This is a genomic window from Succinivibrio faecicola (assembly GCF_019448115.1).
GTDB lineage: Bacteria > Pseudomonadota > Gammaproteobacteria > Enterobacterales > Succinivibrionaceae > Succinivibrio > Succinivibrio faecicola.
Genome location: NZ_JAGFNY010000040.1, coordinates 1 through 15,391, shown reverse-complemented (window position 1 = coordinate 15,391; position 15,391 = coordinate 1). Strand labels below are relative to the sequence as shown.

Genomic DNA, 15,391 nt, shown 5'->3' with positions numbered 1-15,391 from the left:
GTCCTCATTGCCAAGTGGCAATGGTTTGAATGTCTTTTCGGTCATTTTTATATCCAGAATATATAGTAACTATATGTAGTTTAGCTGATTTTTATGTTATTTCAATATTACTTATTCGTTTAGATACGAATCATTCAGTTAGTACTAAAATCTGTAAGTACTATATTCAGCCTTTATTTCTTTGTTCAGAATCCTTTGCTGAGCTTGATTAGAAACTTAGCTTTTCTTTTGCCACCGGCAAACCTAATCGTTGTTTTTACGCCGATAAAAGAAATTGAAATACAGCCAAAACAAGACCGAAGTTATAACGCGTTATTATAATCTTTCAAGTTAAAACTCTACATTAATCCATTCTCTTTTAAAGCAAGTAGGACAAGATCTTCATCTAGCTTTTCTTGCTCTAAACGATTTAGTTGCTCTATAGAATTTGTGTTAGTAACACTGTTATTTTGTAAAAAGGCTAAAGTCTTTGTTTCAGCATCAGTTAAGTGATCTGTTGTAACATCAGCACTCTTATCCTCATGCACCATGCGCTCTAGATGAGACTGACGCTCAAAGACAGACTTATCCATAAGCATGGATACGATGTGTTGTTTAGAGTTCTCTCTGAACTCACAGAGCATCTGAAATCCCCATGAATCGACATCTCCCCAATAGATAATCTTTTGTTTGTGTGAGAGCCAAGAGGTTTTAGCCCATGATAGATTTCTACCACAACCAAAGATAACAGAGGTATTTTTAAGCTTTGGTAGCATCAGACCAGATTGTACGTTCTCAACTACAATAAGGTTGTCTCCTGGAGGTTCAATTCTGTATAACTCAGATGTTGGCACCATCATGTAGGAGTATCTTTCAATTAAAGAATCATCAAGTATTCTTATGTGAGCAAAGCCATCAGGCTTTGCCTCAACCTCAAGGTACTCCTCAAGAGACTCCTTCTCGTTACATAGACCTAGTGCCTTTAGCAAAGCTAAAATAAGCTTGTCATGCTTTTCTACAAACTTAGTGTCGATGTGCAAAAGCGGTATTGCTCTAAGATAATGCTCTTTGCCTAGTCCTCGTTTTAATTGAGGTAGACAGATTAAGAGATCAGAAAACTCCCTATCAGTAAGCACTTCATAAGTTAGGTCTCTGTAAAATGAATACAGCGCATTAACATTATCAAAGTGCATGGTAATTGCAAGAGAATCACAACGCTTTAAAAAGTTTTTAATTACTCTTTTCTTTACAGGAGATATGATTGATAAGAGCTCATCAAAATCATGTACTACAAAGTCAGAAGGTACATTATCTCCGTGTACTCCGTAGCGATAGTTAATATCTACTCTTTCAATTAAATTCTGATTTTCATAGTGGCGCCATTGCTTTAAAAAATTCTCATAGGAGGCAATATCAGACATGATGGTCTTGATAGTAGGAGCTTTTAAAGATACTTTAATTGGATACTCACGCTCTCCTTGTAGTCTGGCTATAAGATGAGGGATGTTATCTACTTCATTTTTCTCAATTCGTTTTATAACTTCACTAGGTAAAAGCATGTTTATCCTTTAACTTTTAAAGCTTGCCATAGTTTTTTTTTGTAGGATGTTAGTTTTACTTTTCATCCTACTATATATTACTACTTACAGTATAAGACAAAGAATCATCACAATTGCTAGTCAGTAAGCTACTTTTGCAAGCTACATCTATCAACTTACTATTATCTACTTTATAGCACAGTTAGCACAGCAAAGATTGCATTGTTCCTTCAATCAAAAATATCTAGTTAGATGACTATGGTTAATTAGTGCTATCTTCAAAGGAGATACCTAGTGCACGTAACTCCTGCTCTTTTTTTACACGTAACTGTTCGTCATAATCCTCCCAACTTAACTCACACATAGAGCTACTGTGAGTGTTAACATCACGTCCCATGATAACTAAGGATTTAGCATAGTCACGAGCAAGCTCGATGTTCTTAAATGGAGTAATTAGATTTACATGTAAACCTAACTCATGGAAGATCTTTAGCACTCTCTGACTTACCTTATCAGAGGTATTTGAAAATGCCTCATCTAAGAATACAGTTGCATATACTGGAGTCTCAGCTCCCTCTGGTGTTAATACGTAGGCAAGAGATGCTGCTAATACAGAGCCTGCAAATGACTCTTTTTCACCACCAGACTTACCAGAACTTGAGTTTAATGTATCTTTAATTTCGCCTGAGTTAGCATCAATTACGTTAGCTAGGAACTGCATTCTAAGTCTAGGATCTAATACTGTCTTCATCTCCTGAGAGTTAGAAGATAAAGCAGTCTCTAAAGTTCTAATTACCTTTGAAATTGCCCTATAACGAGCCTCATGATCATCTAAACTAAGCATATTCATAACCTTACGTGAGTCTCTATCAAATTCTTGCAAGGTAGGGTTTGTTAGTTTCTTAGGCTCAATACTTAGATATGAGTTTTCGTTAAACTCAGCTCTTTTTAGAACGTTATTAATCTGGCCGATTCTGTCTTTAATTAAAGATAATTCCTGATCGATCTTTTGAACGATACAAGCTACAGACTGAGTAACCTCAGTATTTAACTTTGCTTTAAACTCTTCAACTAACTTAGGCAGACCCTCATTTTGAATGTTCTCTAAATGTTTTAAGTAGTTAGGATATGCTTCAAATTCTTTACCCCAGTCAGAGCAGATGGTATACCAGGACTCATTTGCATAGAATGAGGAGATGACTGATACGATTTTTGTCTGAGCATTCTGTGCATTTTCTGATGCTCTCTCACGCTTAACTGTCAATTCATGGCGAAGAGCTGTAGGATTGTTATCTAAGAACACATTCTCTGATGTGAGTTTTACCTGCCCCATGCACTTTAATAAAAGTTCATAGGTAGTATCAGGAATTTCAATCTGTGAGTTCTCCTGATGACGCTCAATCTTTTGTTTTAAGTCGTTTAAGTCATTTTCTATGCCACCTATCTTACGGTTCATATCGCGAATACGTACATCGATGTCATTTAAGGCTTTAACGCTGTCATCATAGAGTTTTTGTAGTTTTGCAATCTCAGGATTGTGCTCAAGCATATCAAGCTCAGCTTCAAGTTTTGTAAGCTCGACTTTAATTGCTCCGACGTCAAGATCTGCAAATGACTTAAAGTCCTTTAATCTGCTGCAGGCCATGATGTTATTGTTAATAGCACTTTGCTTTTCCTTTTGTGAAGAAATTGCTTTTACTATCTCTTTTAACTTCTCTGTCTTGTGCTCAATATCCTGTTTTAAAAGTTGGATCTTGTCTTTATTTGAAAAGCCTAAACACCATTCACGACGATCATCTATTCTCTTTAAGTCTTTCTTTTCAAAGAAACCATGTGTCTTGTGAATTAACCCCTCTTTTGTCATGGAAAACTCAGTTTGATTTAACTCTTCTACTGAGTTTGCACAGACTAAATCATACTTATCTAAGTGCTGTTTTAACCACTGCGTATAGCGGTGCTGTTTAAAGTTAAGTTTTACAAGATATCCCTGATTACCAAAGGTTACATTACTCTCTTTAACTCTGTTTGCAACCTGAATACGTACATGTAAACCAGTATGACGTGAGTTTATCCATTTAGTGATAAGAGGATAGTGTTCCTCGCTTACAAGTAAGGTCTGACGGATACCGCCTAGAGCTCTTTCAATGGCACCATGCCAAATTTCCTCAGACTTTTTAACCTCGATAAGCTCTGCAACGTACACAAGTTCATCGGCGTTAATACTTAAGCTATCAGAAATATTGTCACGTAATTGTAAGTAGGCTGATGACAGATTAGAGTCTGAGTGTTTTTCAAGTTCTTGTAGCTCTTCTTTACACTCCTGAATATCACTGTTAATGTCATCTTTTTGCTTACTTAAGCCAACCCACTCATCTAAGAAATTGTCTCTCTCAGTTTCAAAAACTTGTTTCTTTTCATCAAGAGCTTTTAGATTATAGTTAAAGTCATCTATTGTCGATAGTGTCTTTAAGCCTAAACGTGAGCTTAAGAGGTTGTAGCTCTTTAAGTTCTCCTCTAGGCGACGAGACTCAATTCTCTTTTGGGCAATTAACTGCTTTACCTGTTCAGACTTATCACCACCACCTTTAATTAAGTTAGTGTGGCAGCGTTCTTTTTCAATTTCTGCCTGCTCTTGCTTTTGAAGTAGGTCTTTATAAAGACTTTGAGAATTGTCATATTCATAGGTCTTCTCCTCAAAACACTTTTGATAAAAGTCTTTAGCAAAGGTGCTGATAAATGGATCAACAAAGGATAAAGCCTTATCATATGTCCTCGTTAATAGTGAGTTTTCCTCATACTTTTTGACAAAGTTTGGAAGAGGAGACAATTTCTCCTCTTGAGATCTGGCATCTTCTAGCTTTCCATGAATTGTCTGCAGGTCATCGAACTGATGAATTGTGTTTTGGGCATCCTCTTTTACAGTACCTGGCTCTAGAACTAAAGTTCTTATAAGTCCTGTTAAATCGTCAATCTTTTTAAGACCTAATGCTCTTGAGAGTAGAGCAGGAGCATTAGCGTTATCCATACGTAGTTGACGACGGAAGTGAGTTTCATACTCACCAAAGTTGTCATCACAAACACGGCAACCGTCAATTGAGCGTAAGAACTCTTTTAAAGCTCTTGTATCCTGATTCTTATAACGGGATAGAACATCCTTTAAATCAATATCAGTTGAGGATACACAATAAATCTTTTTAACGTCTGAATAGGCATTAGAAGAACTATTTACATAAAAGATACCTAAAAGAACTACCTTTTTTTCAAAATTAACATACTCATATAATGCTTTAATCACACTCACGGTAGCTTCAGAGCGCAGATTACGACTTACCTGTTCACCATCTGAGATCTTAGTACCAAAGCTACCACGCATGTAGCTTAGTAACGAACGATCTTTTTTCTGATCCTGAGCTGCAGCTACGTTGTAGTCAATCTTACCTGCTGGTCTTAACAGGGTCATTAAAGCATCGATGATAGTTGATTTACCAGAGCCATTCTCTCCTGTAATTAAGGTACCATCAGGATTAATTCTTAACGTGTGAAGACCGTTGAATGACCCCCAGTTAAAGACAGAAACAGAACGTAATTTAACCTGTGATTCTGTGTCTTCAGAAAAGTTTAATTCAGTTTGAATAGGTTGCATTAGATGATCTCCTCTGAAGATTCATTGTCTTTTTCAAATAGCTCTTTGATGAGACTGTCCTCATTCTTGTTTTCTGTTGATGATGTCTTTTTATTAGGGATCTTCTCTGAGTTTAGTTTTTTGAATTCTTCGAGCATCTTTTGCATCTTTTCAACATCGATAACGTATCTGATTAAAGGTGTGATTAAGATTCGGTCACTATCCTCAGAGCATAATCTTTTGATTAGTTTAAGCTCAGCTAAATCCTTGAGAGCACCATTTAGTTTCTTATTGTCTCGGCTGTCAGATACCGATAACTCAAGATAAGGAGTTAAAGCGTTTTTTATGTAATCAATGTCAATCACAATTTCAGTCTCACCATTTGAAAAACGCTCATGATAGTACTTACGTAGAATTAGGATTAACACAGACTTAAATGGAGTTAGAAATGATCTGCTAATGAGTGAGTCATCATCTACACTGTTCTCTCCTTCGTCCTCACTTTCATCGCGTTCAAGGTTACGAATATAGGCAAGACCATTTTCAGAGTTAAACACCACCTCAAGATTTAAATTCCTCAAGTAGCTTTTTACAAAGAGTAAGTTGTCAGGCAAAGTTAGAAGTTTGTACTGATGCGAGTCAACTGAGTAGACGATACTACCTGATTTTAAAAGCTCGATAATGACGTTACGCAGACGAGCATCCACTTCACGCACAAGTTTACTGTTATCTGTCAGAACTTCATCTAGTGCTTCATCGTTACTATTCATAGTGATAATCTCTGCCATTTTATACTCCACTTGCCTTATCCTGATTTCTAACCTGCTGACTTGTAAGCACTATCTTTGGTAATTTTACTTTTAACTGTTTTAAACCCTGTGTTGATGGAACTTTAACAACGATCTCCTCGTTATCAACAATCTCATCTTTGTTCATCTCACGAGCGACACGTACATAAGCTACAATCTCCTCAAGGCCATAACGCAGTTGTACCTTTTGTAAAATCTCACCTACACTCATCTGTGAGGTATTACCTATTAACTCACGTATTTTGGTTCTTACATCAGATAGTCTTACCGTATCTAACTGACGCAAAATATCATCACTAATAGCATTTGAGTTTTGATGCTCTTCAAGTGAGCCTAAGGACACTTCCTTTTCAGGGACCTTTAGAGCAGCAGCTAATGAATCAATTGATGTGACTTTAACTCCAGCCTTTTCTAAAGTGAGATTCATCTCTTTAGTGTATAAGTTAAAGTCTTTGTCTTTGAACTTTACAGCCTCTTGTTCAAGTAATGAGATTAAAGATGTGACAATCTGATTCTCTTTGTAGTCAGAACTTTCAAGATATGATCTTAAGTTTTCATCAATTCGGTTTCGAATACGTCTTACTCGGTCACACTCATTTACTAGAACATCAGTTAAAGTGTGCAAGAAATTCTGCTGCTTTTTATCTAGATATTTTGCTATTGGTTTTGATAAGATGTAGTCAATTTGCTTTTTGAAGTTAGAGCAGACATCCTCTTCACAGATAAGAGCAAAAAATCCTTCATAAGCTGCACCATACTCGGTTCTTCGTTGAATGTTTTCCTGTGCAAGAACATCGGATAACAACTGACCTTTAGTTTGAGAATTTTCAATCATTTGCACTCTGATCTTACGTGCAATATCAACAGTTTCCTCTTCAAGTTTTCTAAAGTCAGATGGTAGTCTGCTTGCCATATCATAAACAGCTTTGATCTTTTCTTGTTTTTGATAATCGTTAAGACGAGATTCTTTACCTTCTGATATAAGCTTCTTTTCAGCCTGTAGCTCTTTGATTTGAGCATTAAGCTCTTTGATTCGTAGTCTTTTATTTTCACTTATTTGGACATAAAGCTTTTGTACTTCCTGCTGCAGAATTTCTAAATGAGTAGCAGAGGTTGAAACAACTTTGTTCTCAAGTCTGTCACAAAACTCTATTGCCTTTTGTGCAGCATCAGTCATAAATATCTTATTATCAAGTTCTCTTATCCAACCACGGTCCATCCAGTCTCGTAAGTAGTCTTTAGCTGATTGCTTACGCTCCTCTGGAGTAAGTTTATTAACTAACTCATCTAAGAATTCTTTTAAGTTTGCTCGAGCATATTCATATGGAACTTCACGTTCTTTAGCAAAGATGTTTTTTAAAAAGGAAATTACAAAGGGAGCGCTTTTTGCTCTTAAAAGCTTCCAAGTGTTGTTCACTTCAAGAAGCGAGTTGTATCTAGAGAAGTCAGAAATAAAATTCATTTTGAAAAGGCTATTTAATCAAATAAACAAAGCAAATTTTACTATAAGTTGCTACAACTTTTTCAAAACGTATGTGGATATTTTGGGGATTTTTTTTATACATCATCAAGTATTAGCCAACAAAACTTTTGTGTATCAGATTTTTATCTAAAATTTGGCTTATAAATACTGTTTTTTTTACACGTTTTTCACCATTTCTTTTGTTAAGAATAACTGCAAACCAAGAGCGCCTAATTAGCGAAAACAACGACAGAGTAGATACTATGAAATTATAAAAAGATTGTAGATGCAAAATGAGTCTTGTTCAAAAAAAAAGCAACGAGACTTCAACGTAATCAATATATGGTTTAGTTATAACAGTAACAATCCTCCGTATGCAAAGAAGTGTCGGAGGATTGCATATTGTAGAGTTTTTTGAAAGATTTATTTTATCTTTTTCAATTCAATATAGCAGTCTTTTTTATAGAAACTGATTCCGTAGCTGTATATTTTATTTACAAATGGATGAGTGATATAACTTTTTGCATATTCTTTATCATCAATCTGTTTTATTGCATTTTTTGCGTCAATTATTACAGATTCAATATTTTTTGATGCTTTAAGTTCAATAATTACAAGTTTTGATCCTCTTCTATCTAGGAATGTAATATCTGCATAACCATTGCCTGTTTCAGTATTTGATTTGAAATTATTTATATAATCGCCACAACAAGCAAATACCCCTGATAAGAATCCATGATAGTAGTTCTCAGGTTTTGCCTTTGTTGCAAAATCTCTTACTGATACATAATTTAGCAGTAAATCATAGATTTTATCTGATGCAGTTTCACAATCACCTTCAAACAGAGCATTAGCTATAAGCATAGCTTTATTCTCGCCTTGTGTTGATGATTCTTTAAAATGCTGCAATATGTTAGTTTCAAAGCATTCTCTTATTTCAAGGTTTGGAATTCTAAGTGAATAGATTGCTTTTGGCTTTTGTGTATCTGCATCTACAACTCTATAACCATCAGATGTCAGATATCCTGTATGCAAAAGAAGGGAGAAGAAATCTATCTCTTCATGTTTTGATAAGGTGTCATAATTCATTGAATCATTGATATAGGTTTCAATACTCAAACCATCCATCAGTGCCTGCATCTTGTCTGTTGCCTTATCAGTCAGATATCCTACATATGATAATAAGGCATTACTTGAGGTTGAGTTTATCCAGTAGTTTCCTGGTATTATCTTAGTGTTAGAAACTTTCTTTTTAACAGACTCTGCTATAAAGTTGACTACATCCCATGGACAGAACATCTCTTTTTCATTGAATCTGTATCCATCATAGTTTTCTTTAACCAGCGTTGCATACTCTTCAAGCTCATAGTCTTTTAAAAGCTTTAGAGTCTCTTCTTTTGTAAAACCTATGATGGAATCAAAATCATAGTCCTCTGAAAGCACTGTATTAACAGTGATGTTGTTTACACCTGTAAAAATACTGTTTTTTGCTACTTTTAAACAGCCAGTAAGAACTATTTTTTCTATTGGGTATGCTTCATATTCATTATTGTTCGGTGTGATTTTCATGAAATCAAAGAACTGGCTTATAAGCGTTACCATCTCATCGTGATAACCTTTTTCTGATGCCTTTGCTAATGGTACATCATACTCATCTATAAGAAGTATGACTTTCTTTTTATAGTGCTTATAAAGACAGTTTGATAGAAATTTTAAAGCTTCCTTTACATATCCAATTGAATTTATATCACACAGAAATTCTCTATCTAGATATTTGTTATAGTTCTCAAGCTCTTTTTTTTGCAGATTCTTACTGTTTAATAAAAAGTCGTAATCAGAAAATAGACTTACTACGACACGTGCTAATGCATCATAGGCTTGTTCAAAAGTCTCTCCATATGCACTTTTAAGAGAAATAAAAATAACAGGGAACTGTCCCATGTATTTATCTGTAAATTCTTTATCTTTTAGAATCTCAAGACCATCAAAGAGTTTTTCTTTAAATTCTCTGTTGTCACTGCCATCTGGTGCAAGTCTTAAAAATGAGGCAAACATATCCATTAAAAGTGTTTTACCAAATCGTCTTGGTCTTGTAAAAAGAAGTACCGAGGATTGCTCTGTAAAGACATTCTTTAGATAAGGTGTCTTATCTACATAGTATTTACCTTTTTGTCTAATTGAAACAAAGTCCTCATTGCCAAGTGGCAATGGTTTGAATGTCTTTTCGGTCATTTTTATATCCAGAATATGTAGTAACTATATGTAGTTTAGCTTATTTTGAAGTTATTTCAATATTACTTATTCTTTTAGACATGAAGCATATCTGTTAGTACTAAAATATGTAAGTACATTTGTTAATTAGTGACTCAACTGCATTTTGATTTTTAACTGAAGGCTGGCTTATAAATGCTGTTTAGCACAACATTTATAAGCTATTCTTTCATTAAGATCGAACTGCAAAACTAAAGATTATAATTCGCGATAAGCAACTATAGGTAGATACTACGAATTATAAAAAGATAGTCGATACAAAATGAGTTTTGTTCAAAAAAGCAATAAGACTTCAACGTAATCAATATGTGGTTAAGTTATTTCTTCTTTTTTCTTGCTTTAAAAAATCGGTTTTTTTGATAAAATATAGAACAATTTTATTTAAGCGAAAGACTATTATGCAAGAATCAATTTTAAGAAAACTAGAAGCCTTAGTTGAGCGTCATCAGGAAGTTGAGCAGTTATTAAGCCAGCCTGATGTAATTGCCGATCAGGAAAAATTCCGTGAACTTAATCGTGAATATTCTCAGCTTCAGATTACAGTTACCTCTTTTAAGGATTATACAAGAGCATCTGATGATCTTGCTGAAATGGAGCAGATGCTAAAGAGTGATGATCCAGACATGGTTGAGATGGCTCAGGAAGAAATCGAGCCTACAAGAGAAAAATTAAAAACTTTAGAGCATGAACTTCAGTTACTCTTGCTTCCTCACGACAAGCGTGATGACTGCAACTGCTTCCTTGAAATTCGTGCTGGTACCGGTGGTGATGAAGCAGCCCTTTTTGCAGGCGAGCTTTTCAGAATGTATACCCATTATGTTGATTCTAAAGGCTGGTCCATGGAAATTGTATCCCAGGCTGAAGGCGAAATGGGGGGCTATAAGGAAATCATTGCCAAACTATCAGGTGAAGGCGCTTATGGCTATATGAAGTTTGAATCAGGTGGTCATCGTGTTCAGCGTGTACCAGTAACTGAAACACAAGGACGAGTTCATACTTCAGCATGTACTGTAATGGTTCTGCCAGAAATCCCACCTGCAGAAGCTCCTGTTATCAATCCAGCAGATCTGAGAGTAGATACTTTCAGAGCATCAGGTGCCGGTGGTCAGCATATTAACAAAACAGATTCTGCAATTCGTGTTACTCATATTCCAACTGGTATTGTTGTTGAATGTCAGGATGAGCGTTCACAGCATCAGAACAGAGCTCGTGCAATGGAAGTTCTGTACTCAAGATTAGCTCAGATTGAAGAGGATAAGCGTAATGCTCAGGCTACTGAGTTACGTCACAGTATCCTATCATCAGGTGACCGTTCTGACAGAATCCGTACCTACAACTTCCCACAGAGCAGAATTACCGATCACAGAATCAATCTGACTGTATATCGATTAGATGAAGTTCTTTCAGGAAGTCTTGATCTGATCTTAAAACCTGTTATCGAGGAATTTAAGGCAGAGCAGTTAGCTTCTATGGCATCACAGGGCGCTTTATAGTTTATATGAAGATAGGTGAGGTTCTTGTACAGGCACGAGAGTGCCTAAGATCGTATGGAATTGAAAGTGCTATGCTTGATGCTAGCCTTATTCTGTCACATGTCACCAATTTATCTAAAACACAGCTTTTAATCCATGAGGATGATGAGCTTGATATAGAAGTTATTGATGCATACGCAAGACTCATTGAAAAAAGATCCAAAGGCTATCCTGTGGCCTATATCCTTGGATATAAGGATTTTTATGATATCAGGTTAAAGGTTACAGAAAAAACACTTATCCCAAGACCTGATACTGAAGTTCTTGTTGAAAAGGCTTTAAGCTTAAATCCAAAGGGAAGAGTTCTTGATGTGGGAACCGGATCTGGTGCTATTATTCTTGCTTTGAAAAAGCATTTAGGTGATCAGATTGAGGCTTTTGCCTGTGATATCGATATGGATGCTCTTAATGTGGCAGAGGAAAACTGTGTTGCATTGAATCTTGATGTTACATATTTTGAATCTGATTTTCTAAACTGTGTACCTAATGAAAAGAAGTATTCAATGATAGTATCAAACCCTCCATATATTCATCCAAATGATCCGCATTTAAGAGAGTCTTCTTTACCTTTTGAACCTAGAAAAGCTCTTGTATCAGGATATGATGGTTTAGAGGCTATTTCAATTCTGACTCGAGAAGCACCTGCTTTTCTAGAAAATAATGGATATCTGCTTATAGAGCACGGTTACAATCAGGCTATTGCAGCACAAAGATTCTTTAAGGCTGCAGGTTTTAACTTTATCCAGACTATCAAAGATTATGGTGGTAACGACCGTGTGACATTAGGTCGCTACACAAAAAAATAAGGAATAAAACAATGTCAAAAGCAAGTGTTAGAAATATTATCAAGCAGAGAAAACTTTCAAAAATCGCAAACACAAGATCAGATCTTGAATCTGCAAATATTCTTGGAGCAACTCTTGAGGAAAACTTCGGTTTAGCTGCTACAGTTGGTCTTACAGCAGCTGAGTTTTTATGTACTCTTCGTGATGGAAAGCTTCCACAAGATCAGAATGATCTTATTAACTTCGTAAGTGAGTTAAGCAACGAGATGATGCACAGAATTCATGATATATTCCCAGATTCTCTGCCAAGACCACTTGCAATAAAATCACTTGTTATTGCAACAATGCAGCTTATAGCAAATGCTGATCTCGCAACAGGCATAAAAGCTCCATTATCTCCAACCTATGAGAATGGTAAACTGAATATTGAAATCTCAGTTACTGGTGAAGAGATTATAATTACCAAGAGAGGAAATGAGTTTGCTGATAAGGCTTTTGCAGGAACCAATGTTTTTGCAAATCCAGATATTTACGGACAGACCTTCTACAAACTGTCTTTAAATGCTGCTAAATATATAGTGGAAAAACTCTCAAAGTAGGACTGATATGAGTTCAGCATCAAACGTACTGGCAAAAGCAAGATATGAATGCGCAAAAGAGCTAAAAGAGGTGGTACTAAATAACAATATCGCTCCTTTAATTACTTTGTCCATTGTTGATCTGTTTATAAAACTTGAACAGAACCTTATAAAGGTTGACGGTACGCTTTATGAGAATATTCAGCAGATCATTGTAGATAAATTAAAAAAGATGACTTCTGATCTAATGGATGATGATGAACTCAATGGCAAGGCAAAAGCCTATATGGTACTTCTTTTAGAGATAATATCCCATGCAAAGCTGGTAAAAGGTCTTGAAGTACCGTTGAAGCCTTTAAAAACAGAAAAATTCACTAAATTCTCAATTAAGCTTGAGCAGGATAAGTTTGCTATTACCAAAAAAGGTTTTACTTTTTTAGAAAAGGTCACCAAGATAGTAAAGTATGAACCTGAAGGCGCTTTTCTGTTCAGAAAACTGACATCTGCAACATCAGCACTTCTAAAGCAGATTGTTGCTCGTTATGAGATATCCTCTGGAAAGGAAGACTCTCTATCTGAAAGTGATAGTAAAGATTTCATTATAGTTGATACACTGCAGTAAAGAATATGTCGAAAAATCTTAAGAAGAAATACCAGAACCAGCCAATGATAAAGCCAAAAATATTGGCATTAGATGATAAAAAAGAGTATTCATTAACAGTTGAAATTCTTGGAAAACTAAACGGCTGGAGTTCTTACGGTTTCTGCCTATATTCTTTACTAAAAGCAATTAAAAATGGTGATGATTCATACAAATCAGGTCTTAATGCTTTTATTAAGTCATTAAAGAATAGAATCATTGAGAATGAATCCATTTTCTCATCAGATATTGTTTCTTTTGAATCTGAAGAGAGTCTAGATCTTATTTTTGAGTCTGTAATAAAGACAGCATGTACCGCAAAGCTAATTGAAGGTATTGAATTTAAATTCGGCATGCAGCTTAAATCCATGTCTATAAAAGAGCAGTTGCAGACAATAACAGATACTATTGTGCTGACAGAGCAAGGTAATTTATTACTTAATAGTATTGAAGATAAAAAATCTGTATTCTCAGATGATAATACTTATAGAGATCTTTTTGATAAGTTTGCCTCAGATATACTTGAAACTGTTGAGCGTGTAATCAGAACAAAATAGAGTATAGAATCTGCTCACCAAGATCAGATTATTTTCATTTCAGAGCAAGTTAATTGATTTAAGATAAGAAAAGAAAAATCTTTGAATAATATTTTACAACTCAAAAAGATCTTTTGCGATATATATTATTAGTAAATCATTATTAGATCGGAAGAGATTATTCTACAAATCGGTTGTAAATTAGTTAAAATTAACTTCAAAATGATCCTGATTTTTAGGAAAAAAGATAGATCAGTTTAGCTTGAGATCGGCGGATCACTTTCGTGATATAACGCTAGCGGATAGATACATTAAGCATCAAATTCGAACAGTATATAATCCAAGGATTAAAAATGAAAATTGAAGACTTTCCAAAACCTCACATTCCAGAGAAGTTACCTATAGAGAAACTTTCTTCAACTCTGCAGTTGGACTCTGAGTATTTGGTAAGTATGATCAGAGCTGAACAGAGTTTGTCAGAGTTTATTGGATACCTGAATAATTTACCTAATCCAAAAATTCTAATTTCTTCTCTAACTCTGCAGGAAGCTGTTTTATCTTCGAAGATTGAAGGTACTGTTGCGACTATTTCTGATGTAGTCCATGAAAACTATTCTTCAGAAACTCTTAAAAATGACATCAAAGAAATAGAAAATTACTGTAAGGCTATTGAATACGGAAGAGATGAGATTCTTGATAAAGCAAATGGCATTAGCAAGTATTTAATAAAGAACCTTCATGTTTTATTATTATCAGACAATGTTCGTGGTGCTAATAAGACGCCAGGTAGCTTTAAAACAGAACAAAACTATATATATAACTCAAAATTAGGCAACAATACTCCACTACCAGCATATCTAACAGACGAATATATCGACAATTTGATCGATTATTTAAAAAACAAAACGGAAGTCTCTTCATTAATGCAAGCTGCAATAATGCATGCTCAGTTTGAAATGATTCATCCTTTTAAAGATGGAAATGGAAGAGTTGGTCGCTTATTAATTCCTTTATATTTATTTGTTAGAAACCGTCTACCGTTTCCTATATTTTATATCAGTCGTTATTTCTCTGATAATGAAGATCTGTATAAGGAAATGTTATCAAATATTTCCATGAATTCAGAAAAGGATCCTTATACAGCATGGAAGGAATGGTTGATTTTCTTTTTTAATGGAATAGACCATGAAAGTAAACGTCATATTTCGACAGCAAAAGCTATCATAGATTTGCATAAGGAAATGACAGAAATAGTAGGTAAAACAGAATACTTCCCAATTATTAATGAGTTATTCGAAAAACTGAAGGTAGAACCAAAGAAGTTGGTTCAAGACTTGCATCTATCAGAAAATAGCGTAAGAAGAGTATTAAAGAAGCTTTCAGAAGAACTTCAATACATATCAAGACAAGGCACTGATAGAAAGACATCTTATATCTTTAGTAAATTGCTTGATATAGTTGAATAACATCTGTATCTATGCGAAATAAACTAAGCTCCAAAAAATTCAAATTTTGGCGCTTAGCAAAAATAAGCTCCAAAAAATTCAAATTTTGGCGCTTAACAAAAATAAGCTCCAAAAAATTCAAATTTTGGCGCTTAGCAAAAATAAGCTCCAAAAAATTCAAATTTTGGCGCTTA

12 protein-coding genes are annotated in these 15,391 nt (G+C 34.9%); 6 read left to right on the top strand and 6 right to left on the bottom strand.

Features of this window, described 5'->3' with window-relative positions; translation table 11 throughout:
- Nucleotides 1–338: 338 nt before the first annotated feature.
- From J5V48_RS08770 to J5V48_RS08750, 5 genes are all read right to left on the bottom strand, one after another.
- Nucleotides 339–1,538 (bottom strand): Wadjet anti-phage system protein JetD domain-containing protein, encoded by a 1,200-nt coding sequence (locus J5V48_RS08770; protein WP_219938207.1) that lies wholly within the window; start codon nucleotides 1,536–1,538, stop codon nucleotides 339–341.
- A gap of 241 nt (nucleotides 1,539–1,779) precedes the next feature.
- Entirely contained in the window at nucleotides 1,780–5,160 is a 3,381-nt protein-coding gene (locus tag J5V48_RS08765) for an ATP-binding protein (RefSeq protein ID WP_219938206.1), read from the bottom strand.
- Nucleotides 5,160–5,927 (bottom strand): DUF4194 domain-containing protein, encoded by a 768-nt coding sequence (locus J5V48_RS08760; protein WP_219938205.1) that lies wholly within the window; start codon nucleotides 5,925–5,927, stop codon nucleotides 5,160–5,162. The genes J5V48_RS08765 and J5V48_RS08760 overlap by 1 nt, the downstream gene beginning before the upstream one ends.
- Before the next feature lies 1 nt (nucleotide 5,928).
- Complete coding sequence (locus tag J5V48_RS08755) at nucleotides 5,929–7,410, bottom strand: DUF3375 family protein (protein ID WP_219938204.1); 1,482 nt, start codon at nucleotides 7,408–7,410, stop codon at nucleotides 5,929–5,931.
- A 423-nt stretch (nucleotides 7,411–7,833) separates the two neighbouring features.
- Complete coding sequence (locus tag J5V48_RS08750; protein ID WP_219938203.1) at nucleotides 7,834–9,642, bottom strand: AAA family ATPase; 1,809 nt, start codon at nucleotides 9,640–9,642, stop codon at nucleotides 7,834–7,836.
- A 437-nt stretch (nucleotides 9,643–10,079) separates the two neighbouring features.
- Between J5V48_RS08750 and prfA the strand changes: the two genes are divergently transcribed.
- The 6 genes from prfA (at nucleotide 10,080) to J5V48_RS08720 (ending at nucleotide 15,218) form a co-directional block, all read left to right on the top strand.
- The gene (gene prfA / locus J5V48_RS08745; RefSeq protein ID WP_219938202.1) at nucleotides 10,080–11,174 is read left to right on the top strand and encodes a peptide chain release factor 1; all 1,095 of its coding nucleotides are present in this window, start codon (nucleotides 10,080–10,082) and stop codon (nucleotides 11,172–11,174) included.
- A 5-nt stretch (nucleotides 11,175–11,179) separates the two neighbouring features.
- Nucleotides 11,180–12,019 carry a peptide chain release factor N(5)-glutamine methyltransferase gene (prmC, locus tag J5V48_RS08740; protein WP_219938201.1) on the top strand — a complete coding sequence of 280 codons (840 nt, stop codon included), beginning with the start codon at nucleotides 11,180–11,182 and terminating at the stop codon, nucleotides 12,017–12,019.
- A gap of 11 nt (nucleotides 12,020–12,030) precedes the next feature.
- Entirely contained in the window at nucleotides 12,031–12,597 is a 567-nt protein-coding gene (locus J5V48_RS08735; RefSeq protein WP_219938200.1) for a hypothetical protein, read from the top strand.
- A 7-nt stretch (nucleotides 12,598–12,604) separates the two neighbouring features.
- On the top strand, nucleotides 12,605–13,198 hold the full coding sequence (locus J5V48_RS08730; protein ID WP_219938199.1) for a hypothetical protein: 594 nt from the start codon (nucleotides 12,605–12,607) through the stop codon (nucleotides 13,196–13,198).
- A 5-nt stretch (nucleotides 13,199–13,203) separates the two neighbouring features.
- Nucleotides 13,204–13,773, top strand: a complete 570-nt coding sequence (locus J5V48_RS08725) for a hypothetical protein (protein ID WP_219938198.1) — start codon at nucleotides 13,204–13,206, stop codon at nucleotides 13,771–13,773.
- Between the two features lie 332 nt (nucleotides 13,774–14,105).
- On the top strand, nucleotides 14,106–15,218 hold the full coding sequence (locus tag J5V48_RS08720; protein ID WP_219938197.1) for a Fic family protein: 1,113 nt from the start codon (nucleotides 14,106–14,108) through the stop codon (nucleotides 15,216–15,218).
- On the opposite strand, the gene J5V48_RS08715 is transcribed toward J5V48_RS08720, so the two are convergent.
- Nucleotides 15,190–15,391 (bottom strand): hypothetical protein (locus J5V48_RS08715; protein ID WP_219938196.1); only part of this gene is annotated, 202 nt, incomplete at its 5' end. The genes J5V48_RS08720 and J5V48_RS08715 overlap by 29 nt on opposite strands.

Coding starts and splice junctions, on each gene's coding strand:
- J5V48_RS08730 (WP_219938199.1), top strand. CDS start 12,605: ATGAGTTCAGCATCAAACGTACTGGCAAAAGCAAGATATGAATGCGCA.
- J5V48_RS08755 (WP_219938204.1), bottom strand. CDS start 7,410: ATGAATTTTATTTCTGACTTCTCTAGATACAACTCGCTTCTTGAAGTG.
- J5V48_RS08720 (WP_219938197.1), top strand. CDS start 14,106: ATGAAAATTGAAGACTTTCCAAAACCTCACATTCCAGAGAAGTTACCT.
- J5V48_RS08735 (WP_219938200.1), top strand. CDS start 12,031: ATGTCAAAAGCAAGTGTTAGAAATATTATCAAGCAGAGAAAACTTTCA.
- prmC (WP_219938201.1), top strand. CDS start 11,180: ATGAAGATAGGTGAGGTTCTTGTACAGGCACGAGAGTGCCTAAGATCG.
- J5V48_RS08765 (WP_219938206.1), bottom strand. CDS start 5,160: ATGCAACCTATTCAAACTGAATTAAACTTTTCTGAAGACACAGAATCA.
- J5V48_RS08750 (WP_219938203.1), bottom strand. CDS start 9,642: ATGACCGAAAAGACATTCAAACCATTGCCACTTGGCAATGAGGACTTT.
- J5V48_RS08760 (WP_219938205.1), bottom strand. CDS start 5,927: ATGGCAGAGATTATCACTATGAATAGTAACGATGAAGCACTAGATGAA.
- J5V48_RS08725 (WP_219938198.1), top strand. CDS start 13,204: ATGTCGAAAAATCTTAAGAAGAAATACCAGAACCAGCCAATGATAAAG.
- prfA (WP_219938202.1), top strand. CDS start 10,080: ATGCAAGAATCAATTTTAAGAAAACTAGAAGCCTTAGTTGAGCGTCAT.
- J5V48_RS08770 (WP_219938207.1), bottom strand. CDS start 1,538: ATGCTTTTACCTAGTGAAGTTATAAAACGAATTGAGAAAAATGAAGTA.